Genomic DNA, 20,680 nt, shown 5'->3' on the forward strand with positions numbered 1-20,680 from the left:
CTGAATTTTTTATAAAAAAACTAATAGAAAAGACAATATAAAAACGTTTTACAACACCGTATATAATTTATTGCTAGTTCTAGCCTACTTACGAAAATCCTCGCGGATTTTCTATTCGGTTTTTATTTGCTAAATTAGGTGCTTAAACCACGCAACAAACCATATACAAACACGTTAGCAGCAACCTAAAGAAACATTGAGATTGAAAGAAAAAACAGCCGAATATTACGTTTACGTCTATATTGATCCAAGAAATTTTGAGGAATTTTACTACGGTAAAGGAAAAGGAAACCGAAAAGATGCTCATCTGAAAGACAACTCGGATTCCGAAAAATCAAAACGGATTAAAGTAATCCAAAAAGCTGGTTTGAGACCGATAATAAAAGTGATTGCCAAAGAACTGACCGAAAGAGAGGCTTTTTTGATAGAAAAAACATTAATTTAGAAATTAGGAAAAAACTTGACCAATCAATCGTCAGGACATTTTGCTGAGAAATTTCGACCTCATGACACTATGCATCTTGATTTAGCTCATTTTGATTTTAAAAATGGACTTTATTACGTAAATGTCGGAGAAGGCGACCATAGACATTGGGACGATTGTAGAAAATATGGGTTTTTATCAGCAGGTCAAGACAGAAAATACAGCGACCCAATCCGAACATTAATGCAAGGTGACATTGTTGCTGCATATTTAAAAGGAAAAGGTTATGTTGGAATTGGACGAGTAAAAGAACAAGCAGTTAGAGTAAATGATTTTAAAATTGACGGAAAATTATTAAACACGCTTGATTTAAAAACTTTGGATATTTATAACAATTGTGACAACTAGAACTCGGAATTTCCAGTAAGAATTGAGTGGATTAAAAGTGTTGACAGAAAATACGGAAAATGGAAATCTAACAACGGACTTTTTTCCTCTCAATTAATCAAGGCTTCTTTGCAAGGTCAACCGAAAACAATAGAATATTTAGAACAAGAATTTGACATTAATTTTAACGAAATAATGTTGGCGGAATAAAGGAAAAGGCAGCTGCTAACAAGGTGTATAATTAATGGCTAGTTCGAGCTTACTTACGAATATTCCTGCGGAATATTCTATTCGGTTTTTATTTGTTAACTTCCATGCTAAATCACGCCACTAATCATACACGAGACCGTTGGCAACAAGCTGAAAAATGAACTTCCTAAACAAAAATCTAACAGAAAATTGGATAATCAAGCTATTCAAACTGACTGACCAAATTTCAGCAGAAACGTTTGAAATGGAATCTAATATTCTTTTGTGTATTGACCGAATTGAACAATTAACTGAACTTAAAGCAAAAGCTTTTGATATTAATTATCAATCATTTTATAAAACCAAAAGCGGATTCGAAAAAGTATTAAAATCTAATAAAGAAGTGGTTTATTGCTTTGTCGATTTCGATTCTGAAAATACAAAGACATATTTTTCTATCAGCAATCAAATGCTGAGTTTAAATGAAAAACCTGAAAAAGGAACAATTGACTTTTGTCTTCAAATAAGCACAAAATATTGTGATAAAGATTCAATTTTAGAATTGAATAGAGTTTTAATAAACGAATTAGATTTTGATTATGGATATACAACAAAATTAGACTCGAATTATGACTCTGGGACTGAAAGAAAAATTAAGAAAGGGTTATTTTCAACTTCAGTCAAAATTTTTGAAAAAGACCACATTTGGACTTCAACTAAAATCAATATTTTAAACGGAACAATAAAGAATTTATATCCAATAAACTATTTGAATAAATCACATTTATCAAATTCAGAACAAAAGAAAATTATATCAGAATTTGGAAATTTAAGTGAAGTCAATAATCGGATCTACAATTGGAATTTAACTGATTTAGAAATAGAGAAACTAAAAAAGACAAAACGAACTGAATTGAAATTAGTTGAATAAATAAAAGCCTGTTGCCAACAACGTGTATAATTCATGGCTAGTTCAAGCTTACTTACGAATATTCCTGCGGAATATTCTATTCGTTTTTATTTACTAAATTTGGTGCAGAATCACGCCACAAATCATACACGAAACCGTTGTGCTTCATTGCTGAGCTCACTCAGACGCGGAAAAAATGAATCCAAATATTATAAAAATTTTGACATTAAAATATCACAAAACAGCTTCTGACTTTTAGCAAGTTTGCGGATATTTTTAACAAGTTATATTGTTTATAGATTCAATTGAGAAATATTGAGGATTTTTCACTTTTGAGATTTATGGAAACGAAAAATGATGTTGCGGAAATAAAAGAAAGCTCAATTAAAACACAATTTTTCGGATTTTATTCAAAGTTTTCAAATGAAATATTATTTGACAAATATTGCGGACTTAAAAAGAAAGTAGAAGCGTGAAAAGGGGAGTGGGATTATAGCGAAACGCAAAAAGATAATTTGTGCATTTTAATATTATCAGATCTTAAATTTGAAATTTTCGGAAATTAATAATAGCTGAATATTGCGGATAAAAAAGCAACGAAAGCACAACAATGTGTATAATTAATGGCTAGTTCAAGCTTACTTACGAATATTCCTGCGGAATATTCTATTCGGTTTTTATTTATTAAATTCGTTGCTGAATCACGCCACAAATCATACACGAGACCGTTGCCATTAATTTAAAAAAAAATTCGTAAACCAGAAAAAAATTGAACAATAGAGAGGAAATTCTATTTCATATAAAACACTATCAAAGTCAATTAAACGAGGCTTATAGCTTATTAGATTTAATAGAAAAAGGAGGACTAAAAGGAAATACTCAAACCGCAGAAAATAGTATTGCGGAAATAAAAAAACATCTTAAAATTGTGTGTTTTTTTACTTCTTGTTTTTTAGATATTGCATCATCTTTAAGAGGTCTTATAGATTGTGAAACGAATTGGGAAAGAAAATTTTATCTGAAAAGTGGATTTGTAGTTATTTACGAATCGATAAAGACTTTTGGAAAACATCAAAAAAAGATAAGATATCTAATTAATTCAGATTTCCCTGAGTTAGAATCTGAATACTTAACAATAAATAAAAACTTACGAAAGTTAAAAAAAGAGCATAAATACGAAAATCTAATTTCTACTTTCCGAAATAAAGCTGGAGCTCATTATGATGAAGACTTTATAATATATTTTGAAAATTTAAAGAACATTGATAAACCTATAAGTGTGAAAACTATTTCAGATTTTTCGAACTTCCTAATGAAATTAATTATTTTTTGGAGTGATTTAATTGATGTTTTTAAGGCAAAAACCGAAAAAGAAATGAATATAACACCAAGAAAAAACTAATGGCAACACCGTATATAATTTATTGCTAGTTCTAGCCTACTTACGAAAATTTTCGCGGATTTTCTATTCGGTTTTTATTTGCTATATTTAGTGCTTAAACCACGCAACAAACCATATACAAACACGTTCTACGCAATTTGCCAAATCAATATTATTTGATGCTTCATTTAGAGTTTTTCGATTTTTAAGATTAATAAAACTGATTTTAAAAACAACTGATTTTCATAAAATTACGCGGAATTTATCACTCAAACGGATTTTCAAAACGTGCGGAAAATGTTGAATTTAAGGATTTGTCAAAATTCATTTTTTTACATCGAAAATTGAGCTTCACGAAAAGTTTTAGCTTAAAAACAGAACCGTTAAATGTTGCGGAAAAATTGCTTTAAAAAGTTTTCCAAAATTCAGTTTTTGACGATAACCATTTTTGAAATCCAAAGTTTTGGTTGAATAACTTTATGTCATAACGTTGCGGACGAATATTGCGGATTGAAAAGCAGATATTATTAAAAATTTAAGATAAACATCATTATTAATTACAACTGAAATTTAAATAATAAATAAAACTGCGTAGAACAACGTGTATAATTCATGGCTTGTTTTAGTTTGCTTACGAAAACCCTTGCGGATTTTCTATTCCGTTTTTATTAACTAAATTTGGTGCAGAATCACGCCACAAATCATACACGAAACCGTTGTAAAACATTTGAAGAAAGTACTGGACATATTATTAGTTATTCTCGGAATTGGGAGTTTAATATTAATCGGAGTTATGATTTTTATAGGAACTGCTATGGGCAAGAAAGCTGATAATTATGGCTCATCTGAAAAACCAGTTTTAATAAATGAATCAATTTGTTCTGTAAATGAGAATAATGTTGGAAAACAAATCTATGATTTAAACGAAGCAACTTGTTTTATCGCATTAAAACTGAACAAAAAAGCATCTGACTTGAATTTAATTCGTGACGCATTAATTGCGGAAGAAAACTATATGAATAATATTGGACTGATTTCCGAGAATCCGAATTCTGAAAACGAAACTGAACCAAATGTTGAATTAGATGTTAATGAACTTGCGGAATATGCTCTGAATCAAGAAAAAGTTGACTTAACAAAAGAAAACTTACTCGAAATCTATGATACCGAAATTGAATATTTAAAATTTATTGGAGTTGTAGATGAATAAAAAACGTTTTACAACAATGTATAACCGCAATTACGGCGGATTCGACTACGTCCGAATCCATTCGGAATTGCGAGCGTCAGTACTTAACCGAAAATTAACGCATATAAACCCGTAACTGACGGTTATACGAGACCGTTGCCAGTAATATTGACCCGTCCTGAATAAAGGCTACATAATTTTAAACATTATGTATAAAAACGACAAAGTAATCAGACGGTATTCAGAACCCTTTAAACTGAAAATTTTAGACGAACTTACTACTGGAAAACTAAACAAGTATCAATTAGGTAAGGCATACGGTATTGCCCCTACAACCATTAATGAATGGGTTAAAAAGTATAACCGTAAAGACCTTATGAACACAAGAGTAACTGTGAAAACTAAAGATGAAATTACACGTATTAAAGAGCTTCAAAAGGAAATTGAACAGCTTAAAAAACTACTTTTAAAAAAGGATATGGACGCCCTTGTGGATGAATCATACCTTGAGGTAGCTGCGGAACAGCTGGGCTACAAATCCATCCTTGAATTAAAAAAAAAGCTAAATATCAAGCCTTAATTAAAGCTAGAGATAAGTCTGAGGGATTTGCATCTTTAGACACCATTACAGAATCTTTCGGGGTTAAACGCGATGCCTACTACAAATTCAAACGTAGAGAGGAAAAGCGTTTACAGATTGAACAAAAGGTTGTCGAAATAGTAAAGCAAAGACGCAAATCCCTTCCTAGAGAAGGCGTTAGGAAACTTTTAAAATCATTAGACCTAGAGTTTACTAATGCTAACTTAAAAATAGGTAGAGACACTTTATTTAACATCCTTAGAAAACACAATATGCTCACACTTAGAAAAAAATACAGTACTAGAACCACCAATTCATTGCACAGATTCTACAAGTACAAAAACATCATTAAAGACCTAGAAGTTACAGAACCTAATCAAGTCTGGATAAGTGATATCACATACATCAGAACCATAAAAGGCTTCTGTTATTTAGCCCTTATAACGGATATGTATTCTCGTAAAATCGTTGGTTATGACCTCAGTGACAGCCTGGAGTTAAATGGCTGCGTAAGAGCACTTAATAAAGCGCTATACCAAGCTAAAAACGTTAAAGGACTCATACATCACTCAGACAGAGGAATTCAGTATTGCAGTAATGTGTACACACAAATACTTAAAAGAAAAAAAATAGGCATTAGCATGACTGAAGAAAATCATTGTTACGAAAACGCTATGGCTGAACGCGTTAACGGCATACTCAAAAATGAGTTTTATCTTGATCAAACCTTTGATAGTATGGCGCATGCTAAGAGAGCAACAAAAAATGCAATTAATTTATATAACGAAATAAGATTACACTTATCTTTAGACTTCAAAACACCTAATATGGTTTATAATTTAGCTGCTTAAATTCATTTTTTAACTGTAGCCATATTTTAGGACGAGACATATCCCACTGACACTTTTAACATTTTTTTGACATTTTGACAGTCAATAATAATTGGCATCTTTATTGGAAAAATGAATTCGAATCTGATTATAACATATTGAATATCAGAATTAATTTAATTTCATCAATAGCCTTAAGCCTTGAAGAAATATATAACTAAACTAAATGGCGACATCAGTAAATTCAGCTTTCAGCACCTTCAATAAAGATTATGTGAATTTATTGAAGGACAGAACAGATAAGGCAAGAGCCAGTAGAAATTGGTTATATGGGCAATTAAACGGACTTGAAAATAAAGACGACCTAAATTTCCCTTATAAATATGATGGTTGGCACATTAATTATGGCTCTTTTGAAAGAAGAACAAAAATCCGCGAATTAGACGATGTTGATTTAATGTTCTGTTTGGGTGCCAATGGAGCATATTATTCTAAATATGGAAATGAATACACCATTCATACACCAAATGCTGGTTACAGATTAAAATATTTATCCGATTCCGATGTTTTGAATTCAAGAAGAGTTGTCAATAAATTCAAAAATTCACTATCTACTATTGAACAATACAAGTCAGCCGAAATTAATAGTCGTGGAGAAGCAGCAACACTAAATTTATCATCTTACGAATGGGTGTTCGATATTGTTCCTTGCTTCAAAACAGATACTGACATTTATTTAATTCCTGATGGTAATGGCAATTGGAAACCAACTGACCCAAGAATTGACCAAAATAGAATTACAACTGCTAATCAAGACAATAAAACCCTTGTTTTACAACTTGTTAGAACATTGAAATATTGGAATAGGAGAAACTCAACCCATACTATCTCATCTTATCTTTTTGAAAATATTGTAATAAATTTTGTGAATTCAAGAGCAGAATTAAACGATTATAATGACATTAATGTAAGAGATTTTTTTTACTATTTAATTTCTGCAATCCTAAATTCTGTTTATGACCCAAAAGGATTTCAAGGAGATATGAACACATATTCATTTGCAGAAAAAGAAGCGATTTCAAGAAAAGCAGATTGGGCATATGAAAAAGCAAAACAGGCTGTCTATGCTGAAATAACAGAGAAAGACCAAAAAAAATCAATTAATCTTTGGGGAGAAATTTTCGGAGCAAACTTCCCAACATATGGCTAATAAAGGAAAAAAAATATTAAAAAAGCAAAACAAGGATATTCATATTAATGAATTGCTTGCTCAAAAAAGGGTCTATTCAATAGCCAAGAATTATCAAGGTTTATTAATTTTTATTTCAGTACCACTTCCAATTATTATTTCTTTGGTAATTAAAACAAATCCAACCTTCATTGATGAAGCAAGCTATATATTTGTTTTGTACACAATTATCGCAGCAGTTGGAGAAAAGATTTTAGAAAGTACTATTGATAGATTAAAAAAAATTGCAGCATCGATAAAGGAAACTTTTGATACTAAAGTGCTTGACATCCCAGTAAATGAGACATTAAATTTAGTTCTTATAGACAGAGAGATTATTAGACGATATTCTTTAAAGCATAAAGAAAATCAAAAGATTGTTGAAAAAGTTACTAATTGGTATTCTTTAGCTATAAAAAAAGTTGATACTAACGTTGCAAGTTTACTTTGTCAACGTACGAATATTACATATGACTTTTCAGTACGCAAACGCTATAAATATTTAGTTTACTTAATTAGCTCAATAACTTTTACTATTCTTTTAGTAATCGCTCTTATGAACGATTTAAGTTTACAAGGTTTTCTTATTGAGGTTATACTGCCATCAATTCCAGTTTTTATGTTTGCTTACAAAGAAATCAATTCAAATACAGAATCAATTGATAACCTAAATCATTTGAGAAACCTGATTGAATCGACATTATCAAAAACTAATATTAATGATAATATTGCTAAAGAACACTTGAGAAATATTCAAGATAGAATATATAATAACAGACTTTTAAGCCCTATGATTCCTGATTTTATTTATAATTCTTTAAGACCAAAACTTGAGGATGAAATGAATTATTCAATGGAAGAAAGGGTAAAAATACTGCGTACAACATAGTATATAAAACATAGCTTTTACAGGCTTTCCGAGAGGTTTTTGTGTATTTGTAAAAACCGCCAAATTTTTTAATTTGGCTTTTAGTAAATTAAAGATAAAAAGAAAATTAAAAAAATTTGGCTCGTGTATAATCCGAAACGATATCGTCTTTTTAAACGCTACGTTTCATATACAGGGACGTTGTAAGTAATTTAAGAAAAACGTAATCAATGAAACTTTTTAGTTGGAAAAAGAAACCTGAACCACCAAAAACTGATATGAATATCAATGTGTTTTTTAAAGCTTTCATATTGGATACTTTAAAAGAACTACCGACTGAAAAAAGCGAATTGATTAGAAATATTAATCTTGATAATGTTTTTTCGACTGACTTTAATGACTGGAAAAAAACAATAAAAAAAGTACTGAATTTATCAGATACCATTGAAATTGCAATTAAGGACTTATGGTTGCGGAATTCTGAAATCGCAAAAAATGACGGAACTGAATTAAATGCTGACCAATTTGCTGATTTATTCATTGAGAACTATTACGTGGAAAATAGCAAAGTGGATATTTGGGAAAGCGAATTCGATTTGAATAACGTAAAAAAAAGGATAGCAAAATCAAATCTTGCGGAATGAAAAAACTACAATAAAATGGCAGACGGAAGTTTATCACAGTTTAAAGCAACATTAGCAAGAAAAATAGAACGAAACCAAAAAAGGCAAGCAAGGAATGACAGAAATTTGTCAAGCTATAAAAGTTCTGATTCAAAACCTGAATATAATTTCCCAAAACTATCAGAAACTGAATTGGAGAAAGTAAAAAATGACATTCGAAAAAAAGCAAAATCGGAAAGAAAAAAGGAACTGATAACTATTGCAATCATCTTTATAATTTTGACTTTGATAATTTTATATCTAATTTGAATTTGAATAAAAAACTACTTACAACAACGGTAATCGTTGCACAAGCCCCAAATAAATAGTAGCACTATAATTAAAAACCGTCTTTAAAGGCGGTTTTTTTTTATACACTTAAAATTTTAGCTATTTTAAAAGGGCTAAAAAGGGTGTTTATAACTTTATATAAGGTGTTTTTGATACAAAAATAAAGAGCAAGTGCTCCAGCAACACTTTTAGTGCGTTTTTCTATAAATTTCATATATTTTTTGAGATTGTAAGCAATAGCAGAAAGTTGCATGCATTTATTAGCCTGTTTTATACCAATGGTATTTACCTTGTTTAAGCCCATAAACTGTGTCAGGGTTCCAAATACGGGTTCGACGGTGCTTTGCCGTTTTCCTTTCATATAACGCCCTTGACTACTATTTACTCGGGTTATATTACGCTGGTATTCTTCTCGATAATAGGTAACAGTAAACTTCTTTTCCTGTGCTGATTTACCTAGACATGCTGTGCGAATGGGACAATCTAAACACAACTGTTTTGAACCACGATATTCCTTCTTTTTCGTGTGATTCTTTTTTTCAATAAACACCTTCTTAAATGGGATTATCTTTCCTTGAGAGCAGGTATAATAATCCTCTTTTTCGTGATAGGTAAATCCATCAGGACCTCCTTTATAAGTTCCATGCGCGGGTATAAAACTTTTTAAACCTATAGCTTCTAGAAAAGCATAATTCTCTCCGCTACTATAACCCGTGTCGGCGACACAATTTTCCCAAACGAGTTCTGATTTCCAAAGCCGTTGTTTTACACGTCTCACGATATCGGGAAGATGTTGACTGTCTTTACCATCTGCATGGTATGCTTTTATATCGCTTATCACATGGTTTGCGGTATCTACTGTAAGCTGACTATGATAATTTAGTTTTCTTGCCTTACCTGGTTTTACACTAATACGCGCATCGGGATCGGTTGGACTGTAATGGGTTTTATTACTGGTGTAGCGACTGCCTTTAGCACCTGCTCCTGGACGAGCATCTTGATCCTTTGCCCATTTCGTATTACGGCTTGTAATTCATTGTTAGAAGCCGATAAGGTTTGTTGATCTTTGTCTGCTTTATTTTCTTTAGATTGTCTTAAAGGTTTATTCTTGTCTCGATTGCTAATGTTACGAACTTGGCGAAGGTGATTCTCTAAATCTTCTTCAGGAACTTTAAGTTCTAATGTATCCATGGAAGCATTGGCTTTTACAGGTGCAGAATCGATAGTTTGAGTATAACCTGCGACCATACCTACCGACACACATAGTTCAAAAACTTTGGTAAAAACAGATTCAAAAATGGCTTCTGGAAATAATTGCCGTGTACGGCTAATGGTAGAATGCCATGGCAATTCTTCGTCGATGTCATACCCTAAAAAATACAAGATATCTAAGCGCATACTACAATGGGCAATAAGTTTACGATCGCTTGTAATATTCTCTAAATAGCCCACCAAACAAAACTTAAAAAAAACGATAGGATCGATACTCTTTTGACCGCTCGACCCATAGAAATTCTGAGTTGTTTTGTATAGAAAATTAAGGTCTATAGCTGTGTGAAGACGACGATAGAAATTGGCTTCTGGCACCCGGTCGCTAAGCCTAAAATGATTGAATAGCTTCTCTTGATAAGTCTTTTTTCCCTGCATATATAAAGATAAGAAATCACGCTTTTTTATACAACCTCATTAAAGCTTTTTTCTTAACTTGTGCAACAGGCACAATGTATAACCGCAATTACGGCGGATTCGACTACATCCGAATCCACGCGGAATTGCTAACGCTTGTGTTTAACCGAAAATAATCGCTAATTTAACCCGTAACTGACGTAAAGATGTTGAATTAGATGAGGCCAAAATTCCTCGCTAACTATAGTTTTAATCTTGATTAGAAGTATAAATATTTATTCTGAAACCAAAAAAAGCAATAGAAACGAAAAACCTTATGTTGATAGGAGTGGGCATTTAATAGGAAACCCTTTAGATAATGGAAAAAGCCTATCTTATGGGTCTTCTATATCAACCAATACTCAGAATTATGCGACTTCTATGACAATGAATATATTCAATGATAAAGGGGTTAATATTTATAGTCAAGAGCATACGTCCTTTTGGAACACTCAAGATGCATATAAAATTACTTTAAAATATTTAGCTAAAAGAATTCCTTTATACAAGAAATAATTAAAGGTTATTGAAAAATTAGAGTAGAATTAAGATTGCAGAACAAATAAAAACCGTCTTACGTAATTTTAATCTGTCCTAAATAGATGTAATATAGCTCTTCATAAATAAAAAACATTTAGATCTTACAATTGCAATAGGCTTCAGGAAAAGAAAAGCCAATTAAAGTTTAGTGTTAATGGTTTCAACTTCTAATTTTTTGCTGTACATTTGTTATTCAATTTAGGTTTTGCATAGTATATGAGTCAGAAAGTTTTACTTAACGAAAAAGAGGTAAACATCATTCTTCACCGTTTGGCTTGTCAACTTATTGAAAAACATAACGATTTTTCTAACACCGTACTTATTGGTTTACAGCCACGTGGTGTATTTTTAGCTGATAGATTGGCTAAAATTTTGACAGACGATTACAAGGTTAAAAACATAAAATTAGGTCATTTAGACATCACTTTTTTTAGGGATGATTTTAGAAGAGGTGAGAAGCCCTTAGAAGCGAATACCACAAAAATTAATTTTTTAGTTGAAGATAAAAATATCGTTTTTGTCGATGATGTTTTATATACAGGAAGAAGCATTCGAGCAGCTTTAACAGCCATTCAATCCTTTGGAAGGCCTAACGAAATAGAACTCTTAACCCTTATAGACAGACGTTTTAGCAGGCATTTACCTATTCAACCAGATTATAGAGGGCGTCAGGTTGATGTGATTAACAATGAAAAAGTAAAAGTAAACTGGAAGGAACATGATCATGAAGATGCTGTTTACTTAATTGAAAAATAATATAAACAACAAAGGTTTTAGTTAATGTTGACTGCCTTAAGTCATTTTTAACTTTTAGCTTTTAACTTTTAACTAGTATAATGAGCGAATTAAGTGTCAATCACTTATTAGGAATTAAATATCTTAACAAACAAGATATCCAACTTATTTTTGAAACAGCCGATCATTTTAAAGAAGTGATTAACAGACCTATTAAAAAGGTGCCTTCTTTACGTGATATTACCATTGCCAATTTATTTTTTGAAAATTCTACAAGAACAAAATTATCTTTCGAGCTTGCCGAAAAACGTTTATCGGCCGATGTGATTAATTTTTCTTCAGGACAATCTTCGGTTAAAAAAGGTGAAACTTTAATAGATACAGTAAATAACATTTTGTCTATGAAAGTAGATATGGTGGTTATGCGTCATCCCAATCCTGGAGCCGGCGTATTTCTTTCCAAACACGTTAATGCAAGCATTGTAAATGCAGGAGACGGTGCTCATGAACATCCTACTCAAGCCTTATTAGATTCTTATTCAATACGTGAAAAATTAGGTGATGTTAAAGGAAAAAAAGTGGTTATTGTTGGTGATATTTTACACAGTCGTGTAGCGCTTTCAAACATATTTGCTTTACAATTACAAGGCGCTCAAGTTATGGTTTGTGGACCAAAAACATTAATTCCAAAATACATTGACAAACTTGGAGTAAAAGTTGAAACAAATTTACGTAAAGCCTTGAATTGGTGCGATGTAGCAAATATGCTCCGTGTTCAAAACGAACGAATGGATATTAGTTATTTTCCATCTACAAGAGAATATACCCAGCAATACGGCGTTGATAAAAACTTACTCGATTCTTTAGATAAAGAAATTACAATTATGCACCCTGGACCAATAAATAGAGGAGTAGAGATTACCAGTGATGTGGCCGACTCTAAACAGTCTATTATACTAGATCAGGTTCAGAATGGCGTTGCCGTTAGAATGGCCGTTATATATTTATTAGCATCAAAAATAAAACAGTAGATTATGATTTTAGACCAAAACGGAAATACTTCAATAATCACGCAAGAAAAAGCTACGATTATAGAATTAGTTAAAAAAATACAAGCGCTATACCCGAAATTTAAAAACAACAATATTATTGTTGCCTTAAATACATTAGGAGCTTTTGGTAAAGCAGATATTGTTGAGTTTTTAGAACTTTCAAAAACCCACAGAGGCACAAAACAATCCTTTGTAGTGGTTACTAATAAAATTGATTTAGATGTTGTTCCCGAAGAAATCGTTGTGGTTCCAACACTTCAAGAGGCATACGACCTAATTGAAATGGAAGATATGGAACGCGATTTAGGATTTTAAACATTTACATAACGTATTTGTCGTTTGAGTTTTATTTAAATCTCCTTAACGTTATGGCATGATACAAATTAACAGGGATTAAATGAAATTATCAATTTTAGGCTGTTATAGTGCAACACCACGAACTTTAAACAACACCACTTCACAAGTATTAGAAATAAATAACCACATGTTTTTAATCGATTGTGGTGAAGGTACACAGGTTGAGTTGCGCAAACATAAAATTAAATTCAATAGAATAAAGCATATTTTTATATCGCATTTACACGGCGATCATTTTTTTGGTTTGGTGGGGCTTATTTCAACATTTAGATTGCTTACCCGCGAAACTGATTTACACATTTATGGTCCCAAAGGCATTAAAGAGATTGTGGTGCTTCAAATGAAATTAGCCGATTCATGGACAAATTATAATCTGTATTTTCATGAATTAACCTCTAGCGAATCGGAATTAATTTTTGAAGACGATAAAGTAGAAGTACATACTATTCCATTAAATCATAGAATTTATACCAATGGCTATCTTTTTAAAGAAAAAGAAGGCGATAGGAAATTGAATGTTTATGCTGCTGAAGAAGCAAATATAAATGTGGCCTATTACCGTAAATTAACTCAAGGTTTCGATGTAGAAAATGAAGACGGTATTCTTATAAAAAACGAAAGTGTAACAAAAGCAGGACCTAAACCTAAAAGTTATGCCTTTTGTAGCGATACCATGTATAAAGAGGATATTGTACCTTTAATTAAACACGTAGATGTGTTATATCATGAATCTACTTTTTTAGATAAACATGCAAATTTAGCAACCAAAACCAAGCATTCTACAGCAAAACAAGCTGCTCATATAGCCCAACAAGCCCAGGTTGGTACATTAATTCTTGGGCATTATTCAACGCGATACGACAACATTCAAGTTTTTAAAAATGAAGCAAAAACTGTTTTCGAAAATGTTGAATTAGCGAAAGACGGAAAAACCTTCGAGTTTTAAAGAGCTATTTTTAAGTTGTTAACCCAATCAATAGCTTCTTCCAAAGAATAACAGGTATGCATATTTAAGGCTGTTGCAAATCGCTTTTCTAATTGCGCATTTAATTCAGTCATGTGGTTATAATAAACAATAGCAGTTCCGATTAATTGATTGCTATTGTTACTAATATTAGCCCAATCTTGAGGATCGACAGAATAAGAATTTACACGATTGGAAATATATCCAACTTTAGAGTCAAGACCATAATGGGCAATAATCTCTTTAGCGGCCATACCAATTTTTTGCCAATCGAAATGTACACCTGTGTGTATTTCGGCTATGATGAAGTTTTCACATAAAAAAAAATCGCCAAAAGGCATTTCAAGTTTATGATAGCTAAACGATTCGCTTAGAGGGGAATTTTCGAATTTCATAATAGTTACTTAGGGACTGCAAATTTAGTTATGTTTCGCTCAATATTTTAGTTAAAAAATATATTTTTTTGTTAATTTTAACTTATGGAAAAAGATTTAAGCAATTATAGGAAGTCCTACGAAAAAGGCGAGTTACTTTTAAGTCAAGTCCCAGAAAATCCTATTGAATTGTTTCAAAAATGGTTTCATGAAGTGGATACTTATTTTACACAGGATGAAACTAATGCGATGACGGTATCAACCTTAGGGCTAGATGGTTATCCTAAAAACCGTGTTGTGCTTCTAAAAAAATACACCTATGAAGGCTTTATATTTTACACCAATTATAATAGTGAAAAAGGTAAAGCTATAGAAGCGAACCCAAATGTTTGTCTTTCCTTTTTTTGGAATGGAGCAGAGCGCCAAGTTATAATAAAAGGTAAAGTTGAAAAGATTGCTGCTAATTTAAGCGATGGCTATTTTGAATCTCGACCAAGAGGTAGCCAAATAGGGGCGTTAGTGTCCAACCAAAGTGATGTGGTTAAAAACAGACAATTTCTTGAAGATAAACTTAAAGAGCTTGAAAATGTTTATGAAGGTAAAGAAATTATAAGACCTCAACATTGGGGCGGTTATATTGTTAAACCCGTTGAAATTGAATTTTGGCAAGGCCGACCTAATCGATTACATGACCGAATTCGCTATAAACTTCAAGAAGATTTCGATTGGAAAATCGACCGACTATCTCCTTAATTTATCGTTAAACGGATTAAATTTGTAGTTTTTACTTACCGTTTATCGATTAAAAACATAAAACACCGATAAAAAACACAAATTTAACATGAAATAACTTGGAACTTTAGGAAAGACTACTATTTTAGTAAAACTAAATTTACTAATCCATGAAGTTGCTTCCCAAATCGCTATTCATGGCGTTGTTAGTTTCTTTTTTATTATTTTCCTGTTCTACGGATAGTATTGAAAATGAATCAGATGCCATTGAAATTAATATAGTTCCTACTGAAACAAAAGTCATAGAAATTGAAGTCCTAGATTTAATTAATGCCCATAGAGCTTCTTTGGGATTAAATACTTTAGAAGTCATGGATTTAATAAAATCGGTTGCTTATACACATACTGATTATATGGTTGGAAACAATGTGGTATCTCACGATCATTTTTTTACACGTAGCAATTATTTAAAATCCTATGCCGGTGCTCAAAAAGTATCAGAAAATGTGGCTTATGGTTTTAGTACCGCTGAAGGTGTTGTAAATGCTTGGTTAAATAGTGAAGGACATAAAGCAAATCTTGAAGGTGATTTTACAAATTTCGATTTGTCTGCTGAAAAAAATGACCAAGGACGTTGGTTTTTCACAAATATCTTCATTAAAAAATAAATCTAATAGAAACTGTAAACCATCAAAAGTAACTTACAATTGATGGTTTTTTTATGCTTTTACTTTTTCACTATCAAACTAAAATTGGTGCGTCTATTTATTTGGTGTTCTTTTTCTGTACAATTTACACTTCCATCACATTGATTTAGTAAATTTTGTTCTCCAAATCCTTTGTGTTCTATGATTCTGTTAGCATCTATCCCTTTTGATATTAAACACTTATAACTCGCTGCAGCTCTTTTTTCAGATAAGAGTTGGTTGTAATTTGAAGCTCCTCTTGAATCACAATAGGAGGCAATTTTAATTTTAGCTTCAGGATATTTGTTCAGCATTAAATCAACAATTTCTGTTAATTCATGTGAATATTGTTCAGAAATCTTAGCACTATTAAGTTTGAAATATATTGGTGTCAACTCAATGGTGCTAACGTTTTTAGCTTCCGCTGAACTATCCATAGGTTGTAATGAAAAATCTGCAACGATATCATCGATTGTCTCGTCAATATCTTTTGAATTTATAGGGGTAGAGGAGCTGATGTATCCGTTTTTCGTAACAGTAACAATATATTCAGAATCTCTGTTGACGTTTATATTATAATGTCCTTCAGAATCTGAAGAAAAAGATGCAATTTCTTCACCTTGAGTATTCTTTAATGTTAAAAGTGCATCAGAGATAACAGTGTTGTCTATTTCATTATAAATTGTGCCTTGAAGAGTTACTTTTTTTATGCGACTAAAAGCGTAAATATCATCGCTACCTACACCATTTGTTCTATTTGAAGCAAAATAACCTGTCACGCCGTCCTTATTCATAAAAAATGAAAAATCATCGTTGCCAGAATTTATAGACTCTCCCAAATTTATAACGTTTGTAATTGTTTTATCCTGGTTTGAAACTGTTGAAAAAATATCTAAAATCCCGAAGCCTTCATGACCATTTGAAGAAAAATACAAAACCCCTTTATTATTGACAAAAGGAAAATTGTCTTCCTTTTTAGTATTTACTTTATCACCCAGGTTTATAGGCGCTCCAAAGGATCCTTCTTCATAGATATCAACATAATAAATATCAGATTCCCCATGTCCACCAGGTCTGTCCGATGAAAAATACAACTTAGAATCATCTTCATTTAAAGCGGGATGCGTGTTAGAAAAAGAGTTATTATTAAAAGGAAGTTCCTCAATATTTTTCCACTTATTTTTAATTAAAGATGCTTTATAAATTTTAAGATTGGAAATACCACTTTCGTCTTTGCCTAAACTGTTTTTAATAAAATCTGTTCGAGAAAAGTACATGGTTTTTCCATCTTTACTCAGTGTTAATGGACCATCATGAAAAAAAGAGTTAACATCACCTTTTATTTTATATTTATAATTTATGTTTAAACTGTCAAAGTTGTTTTTATCGATAACATAAATATCTAAAAATGGTTGGTTGCTAGGGGGATTCAAATGTTTTACCATAACACCTTTATCTCTAGAAGACGTGAAATAAATTTTACCATTGTATTCGTAAGCGCCAAAGTCACTAAATTTAGAGTTAAATGCAACTGGTTTTATTTGAAATTCTTGCTTTGTGCTAAAACCGTTGTTATGACCTTTAAAACTGTCTTTTTCTGAAAAGCTATTTTACCCCATAATACACAAACTAGCGAGTAATGTGGCACCTACTGTGATATAGTTTTTTAATGTCATGGGTTTTAATTTGAATAAACTTTTAAAATGAAGCTGTCTGAAAAGTTAATTAAATAAATTTATCAAGTTTACTTTTCAGACAGCCTCTTATTATTATTATTATTCCATTTTAACAACAATAAATTGAGTACGTCTGTTTAATTGATGATCTGCTTCTTCGCAATCTTCACCACTTTCACATCCGTTGGTTAATCTGCGTTCACCAAAGCCTTCATGCGCTGTAATTCTTGCAGGATCAATACCTTTTGATATTAAATAATCGTAAGTGGAATTTGCTCTGTCAATTGATAGTTTGTCGTTATAACTTAAGGCACCACGCGAATCGGTATGTGACTCAATTCTAATAATCATTTCAGGGTAATCATTAGTCATTAAATCCACAATTTTGTCTAATTCTAAAGCCGCATCTTCTCTAATATTATGCTTGTTGAAATCGAAATAAATGGTATTAAGTTCCGCAAGTTTTACAACATTATGTACCGGGTTTAGCAATAAGTTTGCTTTAATATTAACAAGTTCTGTTTGAATGTTTTTAGAGGTGAAATTGCGATAATCAATAATATATTTATCTTGACTGGCTACAATTTTATAATCGTTATTTCTGTCGATATTTATTTGATAATAACCGTTTTCATCGGTTTCCATAAAGGCAATTTCTTTACCGTTTGAATCAAACAAAGTAATTTTAGCATTAGGAATAGGGTTGGAGTTAATCGCATCTGAAACGACACCCTCTACATGCAGAACAGGTTCTCTATGAAAAGCATAAATATCATCACTACCACGACCACCACGTCTGTTAGATGCAAAATATCCTGTAATACCATTTGGGTTCATGGTAAAAGCAAAATCATCGGCATTTGAATTTACAGGAATCCCTAAATTAATAACATCGGCAATCGAGCCTTCTTCTTCACCTTTAATAGCGGCAAAAATATCCATTAAGCCCAAGCCAACATGACCATCGGAAGAGAAGAATAATACATCTTCTTTGTTGATAAACGGAAAGCCTTCAGCGTTTTCTGTATTAACAACATTTCCTAAGTTTTGAACATTAGTTAAACTTCCATCAGGGTTAATATCTACCACCCAAATATCTGAACCTCCATAAGTTCCTGGCCTGTCTGAAGTGAAATACAATTTAGTGTCATCGTTATTTAATGCAGCGTGTTGTGTTGAGTAATCATCACTATTAATTGATAAATCTTCAATATTAGTCCATAAACCATCAACCAAATGCGCTCTGTATAATTTCATGTTGGTCATCCCTTTATTATCTTTTCTTTCAACACCTTCAGTAAAGTTATTTCTAGAAAAGTACATGGTTTTACCATCTTTTGTAATGGTTACAGGGCCATCATGATAAATGGAATTAACATCTCCTGGAACTTTTGCAGAATAATCAACATTTTTTCTGGTTCCAGCATCGGCAACATAAACATCTAGAAAAGGTTGTTCGTTCCATCCATAAAGTCGTTTTGTAGCCACACCTTCATCTCTAGAAGAAGCGAAATAAACTTTCCCGTTAAACTCAAATGCACCAAAGTCGCTGTATTTTGAGTTAAACCTAACTTTATCTAAAAAGTATTGCTGTTTCGCACCAAATACACTGCTTATAAAGTTAGCTTCTTTAGTAAAATCGTTCTTATTTACTACACCGCCAGAGTCTTTATAACGTTGAAGCCATTGTTCGGATTCTTTATATTTTTTCATGCCTCGAAGCGATTGCGCGTATTTATAATAATACTCAATCGGAACATTTTTTTGTTCTACAACGCTTTTATAATACCTAGAAGCATTTCTAGGATCTCTTAAAAGCGCATAACAATCGGCCAATTTTCGAGTTGCATAATCTTTATTATAATTGTTCTTAATCAGGTCTTGATAAACTTTTGATGCTTTTACAAAAGAAAATTTATTGAATAAGGTATCCGCGCGTTTCTGTTTTCCTTGTTGAGCAAACACTGAAAAACTAATTGTTAAAGCGATAAAAACTAAGATGTAACTTTTATTTTTCATAAAAATAAGTGTTAGAAATAACGAGGTGATTTTAATTTAGTACTCATGAATTTAAATTCGTACATGAGTAAAAGTTCGTGTGTTCCTGTTGTGTATCGAGCAATTTCAGATATGGGTTTTTCATAAGCATATCCAATTCGTAATTGTCTTGATATTTGAAAATCTACAATTCCACCTATGGCTGCAGTTTCTCTATTAATTCTGTAGGAACCACCTATCCAAAACTTTTCGTTATATAAAAAATTTGCTGTTAAATCATATGAAACTGGCGCACCATTAGTGGCCTTAATTAAAAAGGCTGGCTTAAATTTAAATCTCTCACTTAAATCAAGTACCACACCACCAGTAAAATAGTAACTAATGCGCTCTAAAGCCTCATAACCATTTTCAGTATGTGAATCGTTATTTAAAATTCTAGGTGTTGATAAACCAAAGTAAAACCTATCGGTACTCCAATAAACACCTGCTCCTATATTTGGCGCCCATCGGTCTTCGGTACCATAAATAAGCGGGTCGTTGGGGTTATCGCCATCTAATCGGAAACTAGAATCGAAACTAAATTGAGTAAAACCAGCGGTAATACCAAAGGCTAGATTACCATTACGGCCTGTTGGAATAGAATATGAAAAATCGCCATACACATAGGTGAAATTCTGAGGCCCTAAATCGTCTTTAATGAATGATAAACCCAATCCAATTCTGTCATTTCTTAGAGGTGAATGAATAGAAAGTGTTTGTGTAATTGGTCCACCTTTAAATCCTACCCATTGGCTTCTGTGTAACCCAACAATACTTAAAGCATCTCGACTTCCTGCATAGGCAGGGTTAATAGAGATTGTATTGTACATATATTGTGTGAATTGCGGTGCTTGTTGTGCAAATCCGTATGCGCAACTTAACAACGCTATGGCTAATATGTTATGTTTAAAAAATTTCATAGG

The 20,680-nt window shown here is 31.9% G+C and carries 24 protein-coding genes; 18 read left to right on the forward strand and 6 right to left on the reverse strand.

Annotation, left to right across the window (positions count from 1 at the left end; all coding sequences use genetic code 11):
* Window positions 1-202: 202 nt before the first annotated feature.
* From H6X70_RS16895 to H6X70_RS09325, 11 genes are all read left to right on the forward strand, one after another.
* Window positions 203-445, forward strand: a complete 243-nt coding sequence (locus tag H6X70_RS16895) for a GIY-YIG nuclease family protein (RefSeq protein WP_228530318.1) — start codon at window positions 203-205, stop codon at window positions 443-445.
* A gap of 15 nt (window positions 446-460) precedes the next feature.
* Window positions 461-832, forward strand: coding sequence for a hypothetical protein (locus tag H6X70_RS16900; protein ID WP_228530319.1), 372 nt, complete (start codon window positions 461-463; stop codon window positions 830-832).
* Window positions 833-1,178: 346 nt separating this feature from the next.
* Window positions 1,179-1,931 (forward strand): hypothetical protein, encoded by a 753-nt coding sequence (locus H6X70_RS09285; protein ID WP_194767409.1) that lies wholly within the window; start codon window positions 1,179-1,181, stop codon window positions 1,929-1,931.
* A 748-nt stretch (window positions 1,932-2,679) separates the two neighbouring features.
* Window positions 2,680-3,312 (forward strand): hypothetical protein, encoded by a 633-nt coding sequence (locus H6X70_RS09290; RefSeq protein WP_194767410.1) that lies wholly within the window; start codon window positions 2,680-2,682, stop codon window positions 3,310-3,312.
* Between the two features lie 706 nt (window positions 3,313-4,018).
* Complete coding sequence (locus tag H6X70_RS09295; protein WP_228530320.1) at window positions 4,019-4,501, forward strand: hypothetical protein; 483 nt, start codon at window positions 4,019-4,021, stop codon at window positions 4,499-4,501.
* A gap of 187 nt (window positions 4,502-4,688) precedes the next feature.
* Window positions 4,689-5,060: a transposase gene (locus H6X70_RS09300; RefSeq protein ID WP_068605397.1), complete on the forward strand. Its 372-nt coding sequence runs from the start codon at window positions 4,689-4,691 to the stop codon at window positions 5,058-5,060.
* Window positions 5,060-5,911 carry an IS3 family transposase gene (locus tag H6X70_RS09305; RefSeq protein WP_317171467.1) on the forward strand — a complete coding sequence of 284 codons (852 nt, stop codon included), beginning with the start codon at window positions 5,060-5,062 and terminating at the stop codon, window positions 5,909-5,911. Before H6X70_RS09300 ends, H6X70_RS09305 begins: the two co-directional genes overlap by 1 nt.
* A 205-nt stretch (window positions 5,912-6,116) precedes the next feature.
* Window positions 6,117-7,100 carry an SMODS domain-containing nucleotidyltransferase gene (locus H6X70_RS09310; RefSeq protein WP_194767411.1) on the forward strand — a complete coding sequence of 328 codons (984 nt, stop codon included), beginning with the start codon at window positions 6,117-6,119 and terminating at the stop codon, window positions 7,098-7,100.
* On the forward strand, window positions 7,093-8,007 hold the full coding sequence (locus tag H6X70_RS09315; protein WP_194767412.1) for an S-4TM family putative pore-forming effector: 915 nt from the start codon (window positions 7,093-7,095) through the stop codon (window positions 8,005-8,007). Before H6X70_RS09310 ends, H6X70_RS09315 begins: the two co-directional genes overlap by 8 nt.
* Window positions 8,008-8,216: 209 nt before the next feature.
* Window positions 8,217-8,630: a hypothetical protein gene (locus H6X70_RS09320; RefSeq protein WP_194767413.1), complete on the forward strand. Its 414-nt coding sequence runs from the start codon at window positions 8,217-8,219 to the stop codon at window positions 8,628-8,630.
* Window positions 8,631-8,645: 15 nt separating this feature from the next.
* A complete protein-coding gene (locus tag H6X70_RS09325) occupies window positions 8,646-8,918 on the forward strand; it encodes a hypothetical protein (RefSeq protein WP_194767414.1) in 273 nt (90 codons plus the stop codon).
* A 100-nt stretch (window positions 8,919-9,018) separates the two neighbouring features.
* Here H6X70_RS09325 and H6X70_RS16905 read toward each other — a convergent pair whose 3' ends face one another.
* Window positions 9,019-9,852 (reverse strand): transposase, encoded by an 834-nt coding sequence (locus tag H6X70_RS16905; protein ID WP_317171468.1) that lies wholly within the window; start codon window positions 9,850-9,852, stop codon window positions 9,019-9,021.
* Window positions 9,843-10,586, reverse strand: a complete 744-nt coding sequence (locus tag H6X70_RS16910) for a transposase (protein WP_228530321.1) — start codon at window positions 10,584-10,586, stop codon at window positions 9,843-9,845. Before H6X70_RS16910 ends, H6X70_RS16905 begins: the two co-directional genes overlap by 10 nt.
* 234 nt (window positions 10,587-10,820) lie before the next feature.
* On the opposite strand from H6X70_RS16910, the gene H6X70_RS09335 reads away from it, so the two are divergent.
* The 5 genes from H6X70_RS09335 to H6X70_RS09355 all read left to right on the forward strand — a co-directional run bounded on the left by H6X70_RS09335 (window position 10,821) and on the right by H6X70_RS09355 (window position 14,234).
* Window positions 10,821-11,120 carry a hypothetical protein gene (locus H6X70_RS09335; protein WP_194767415.1) on the forward strand — a complete coding sequence of 100 codons (300 nt, stop codon included), beginning with the start codon at window positions 10,821-10,823 and terminating at the stop codon, window positions 11,118-11,120.
* Between the two features lie 240 nt (window positions 11,121-11,360).
* Window positions 11,361-11,900 carry a bifunctional pyr operon transcriptional regulator/uracil phosphoribosyltransferase PyrR gene (gene pyrR / locus H6X70_RS09340; protein WP_194767416.1) on the forward strand — a complete coding sequence of 180 codons (540 nt, stop codon included), beginning with the start codon at window positions 11,361-11,363 and terminating at the stop codon, window positions 11,898-11,900.
* Between the two features lie 80 nt (window positions 11,901-11,980).
* Window positions 11,981-12,910: an aspartate carbamoyltransferase catalytic subunit gene (locus H6X70_RS09345; protein WP_194767417.1), complete on the forward strand. Its 930-nt coding sequence runs from the start codon at window positions 11,981-11,983 to the stop codon at window positions 12,908-12,910.
* 3 nt (window positions 12,911-12,913) lie between these two features.
* Window positions 12,914-13,246: a ribonuclease Z gene (locus H6X70_RS09350; protein ID WP_194767418.1), complete on the forward strand. Its 333-nt coding sequence runs from the start codon at window positions 12,914-12,916 to the stop codon at window positions 13,244-13,246.
* 82 nt (window positions 13,247-13,328) lie between these two features.
* Window positions 13,329-14,234 carry a ribonuclease Z gene (locus H6X70_RS09355; protein ID WP_194767419.1) on the forward strand — a complete coding sequence of 302 codons (906 nt, stop codon included), beginning with the start codon at window positions 13,329-13,331 and terminating at the stop codon, window positions 14,232-14,234.
* Here H6X70_RS09355 and H6X70_RS09360 read toward each other — a convergent pair.
* Entirely contained in the window at window positions 14,231-14,647 is a 417-nt protein-coding gene (locus H6X70_RS09360; protein ID WP_194767420.1) for a hypothetical protein, read from the reverse strand. The genes H6X70_RS09355 and H6X70_RS09360 overlap by 4 nt on opposite strands.
* Window positions 14,648-14,731: 84 nt before the next feature.
* On the opposite strand from H6X70_RS09360, the gene pdxH reads away from it, so the two are divergent.
* Both pdxH and H6X70_RS09370 read left to right on the forward strand, forming a co-directional pair.
* Window positions 14,732-15,379 (forward strand): pyridoxamine 5'-phosphate oxidase, encoded by a 648-nt coding sequence (gene pdxH, locus H6X70_RS09365; protein WP_194767421.1) that lies wholly within the window; start codon window positions 14,732-14,734, stop codon window positions 15,377-15,379.
* A gap of 176 nt (window positions 15,380-15,555) precedes the next feature.
* Window positions 15,556-16,026, forward strand: a complete 471-nt coding sequence (locus H6X70_RS09370) for a CAP domain-containing protein (protein WP_228530322.1) — start codon at window positions 15,556-15,558, stop codon at window positions 16,024-16,026.
* Between the two features lie 59 nt (window positions 16,027-16,085).
* On the opposite strand, the gene H6X70_RS09375 is transcribed toward H6X70_RS09370, so the two are convergent.
* The 3 genes from H6X70_RS09375 to H6X70_RS09385 form a co-directional block, all read right to left on the reverse strand.
* Window positions 16,086-17,477 (reverse strand): OmpA family protein, encoded by a 1,392-nt coding sequence (locus H6X70_RS09375; protein ID WP_194767423.1) that lies wholly within the window; start codon window positions 17,475-17,477, stop codon window positions 16,086-16,088.
* A 342-nt stretch (window positions 17,478-17,819) separates the two neighbouring features.
* A complete protein-coding gene (locus tag H6X70_RS09380) occupies window positions 17,820-19,739 on the reverse strand; it encodes an OmpA family protein (RefSeq protein WP_194767424.1) in 1,920 nt (639 codons plus the stop codon).
* A gap of 11 nt (window positions 19,740-19,750) precedes the next feature.
* Entirely contained in the window at window positions 19,751-20,677 is a 927-nt protein-coding gene (locus H6X70_RS09385; RefSeq protein ID WP_194767425.1) for a type IX secretion system membrane protein PorP/SprF, read from the reverse strand.
* Between the last annotated feature and the right edge of the window lie 3 nt (window positions 20,678-20,680).

This window comes from Tamlana sp. I1 (assembly GCF_015355625.1).
GTDB lineage: Bacteria > Bacteroidota > Bacteroidia > Flavobacteriales > Flavobacteriaceae > Pseudotamlana.

What these genes read in the sequence shown, in the direction of transcription:
- H6X70_RS09285 (WP_194767409.1), top strand. Translation starts at nt 1,179, where the DNA reads ATGAACTTCCTAAACAAAAATCTAACAGAAAATTGGATAATCAAGCTA.
- H6X70_RS09300 (WP_068605397.1), top strand. Translation starts at nt 4,689, where the DNA reads ATGTATAAAAACGACAAAGTAATCAGACGGTATTCAGAACCCTTTAAA.
- H6X70_RS09310 (WP_194767411.1), top strand. Translation starts at nt 6,117, where the DNA reads ATGGCGACATCAGTAAATTCAGCTTTCAGCACCTTCAATAAAGATTAT.
- H6X70_RS09315 (WP_194767412.1), top strand. Translation starts at nt 7,093, where the DNA reads ATGGCTAATAAAGGAAAAAAAATATTAAAAAAGCAAAACAAGGATATT.
- H6X70_RS09320 (WP_194767413.1), top strand. Translation starts at nt 8,217, where the DNA reads ATGAAACTTTTTAGTTGGAAAAAGAAACCTGAACCACCAAAAACTGAT.
- H6X70_RS09325 (WP_194767414.1), top strand. Translation starts at nt 8,646, where the DNA reads ATGGCAGACGGAAGTTTATCACAGTTTAAAGCAACATTAGCAAGAAAA.
- H6X70_RS16910 (WP_228530321.1), bottom strand. Translation starts at nt 10,586, where the DNA reads ATGCAGGGAAAAAAGACTTATCAAGAGAAGCTATTCAATCATTTTAGG.
- pyrR (WP_194767416.1), top strand. Translation starts at nt 11,361, where the DNA reads ATGAGTCAGAAAGTTTTACTTAACGAAAAAGAGGTAAACATCATTCTT.
- H6X70_RS09345 (WP_194767417.1), top strand. Translation starts at nt 11,981, where the DNA reads ATGAGCGAATTAAGTGTCAATCACTTATTAGGAATTAAATATCTTAAC.
- H6X70_RS09350 (WP_194767418.1), top strand. Translation starts at nt 12,914, where the DNA reads ATGATTTTAGACCAAAACGGAAATACTTCAATAATCACGCAAGAAAAA.
- H6X70_RS09355 (WP_194767419.1), top strand. Translation starts at nt 13,329, where the DNA reads ATGAAATTATCAATTTTAGGCTGTTATAGTGCAACACCACGAACTTTA.
- H6X70_RS09360 (WP_194767420.1), bottom strand. Translation starts at nt 14,647, where the DNA reads ATGAAATTCGAAAATTCCCCTCTAAGCGAATCGTTTAGCTATCATAAA.
- pdxH (WP_194767421.1), top strand. Translation starts at nt 14,732, where the DNA reads ATGGAAAAAGATTTAAGCAATTATAGGAAGTCCTACGAAAAAGGCGAG.
- H6X70_RS09370 (WP_228530322.1), top strand. Translation starts at nt 15,556, where the DNA reads ATGGCGTTGTTAGTTTCTTTTTTATTATTTTCCTGTTCTACGGATAGT.
- H6X70_RS09380 (WP_194767424.1), bottom strand. Translation starts at nt 19,739, where the DNA reads ATGAAAAATAAAAGTTACATCTTAGTTTTTATCGCTTTAACAATTAGT.
- H6X70_RS09385 (WP_194767425.1), bottom strand. Translation starts at nt 20,677, where the DNA reads ATGAAATTTTTTAAACATAACATATTAGCCATAGCGTTGTTAAGTTGC.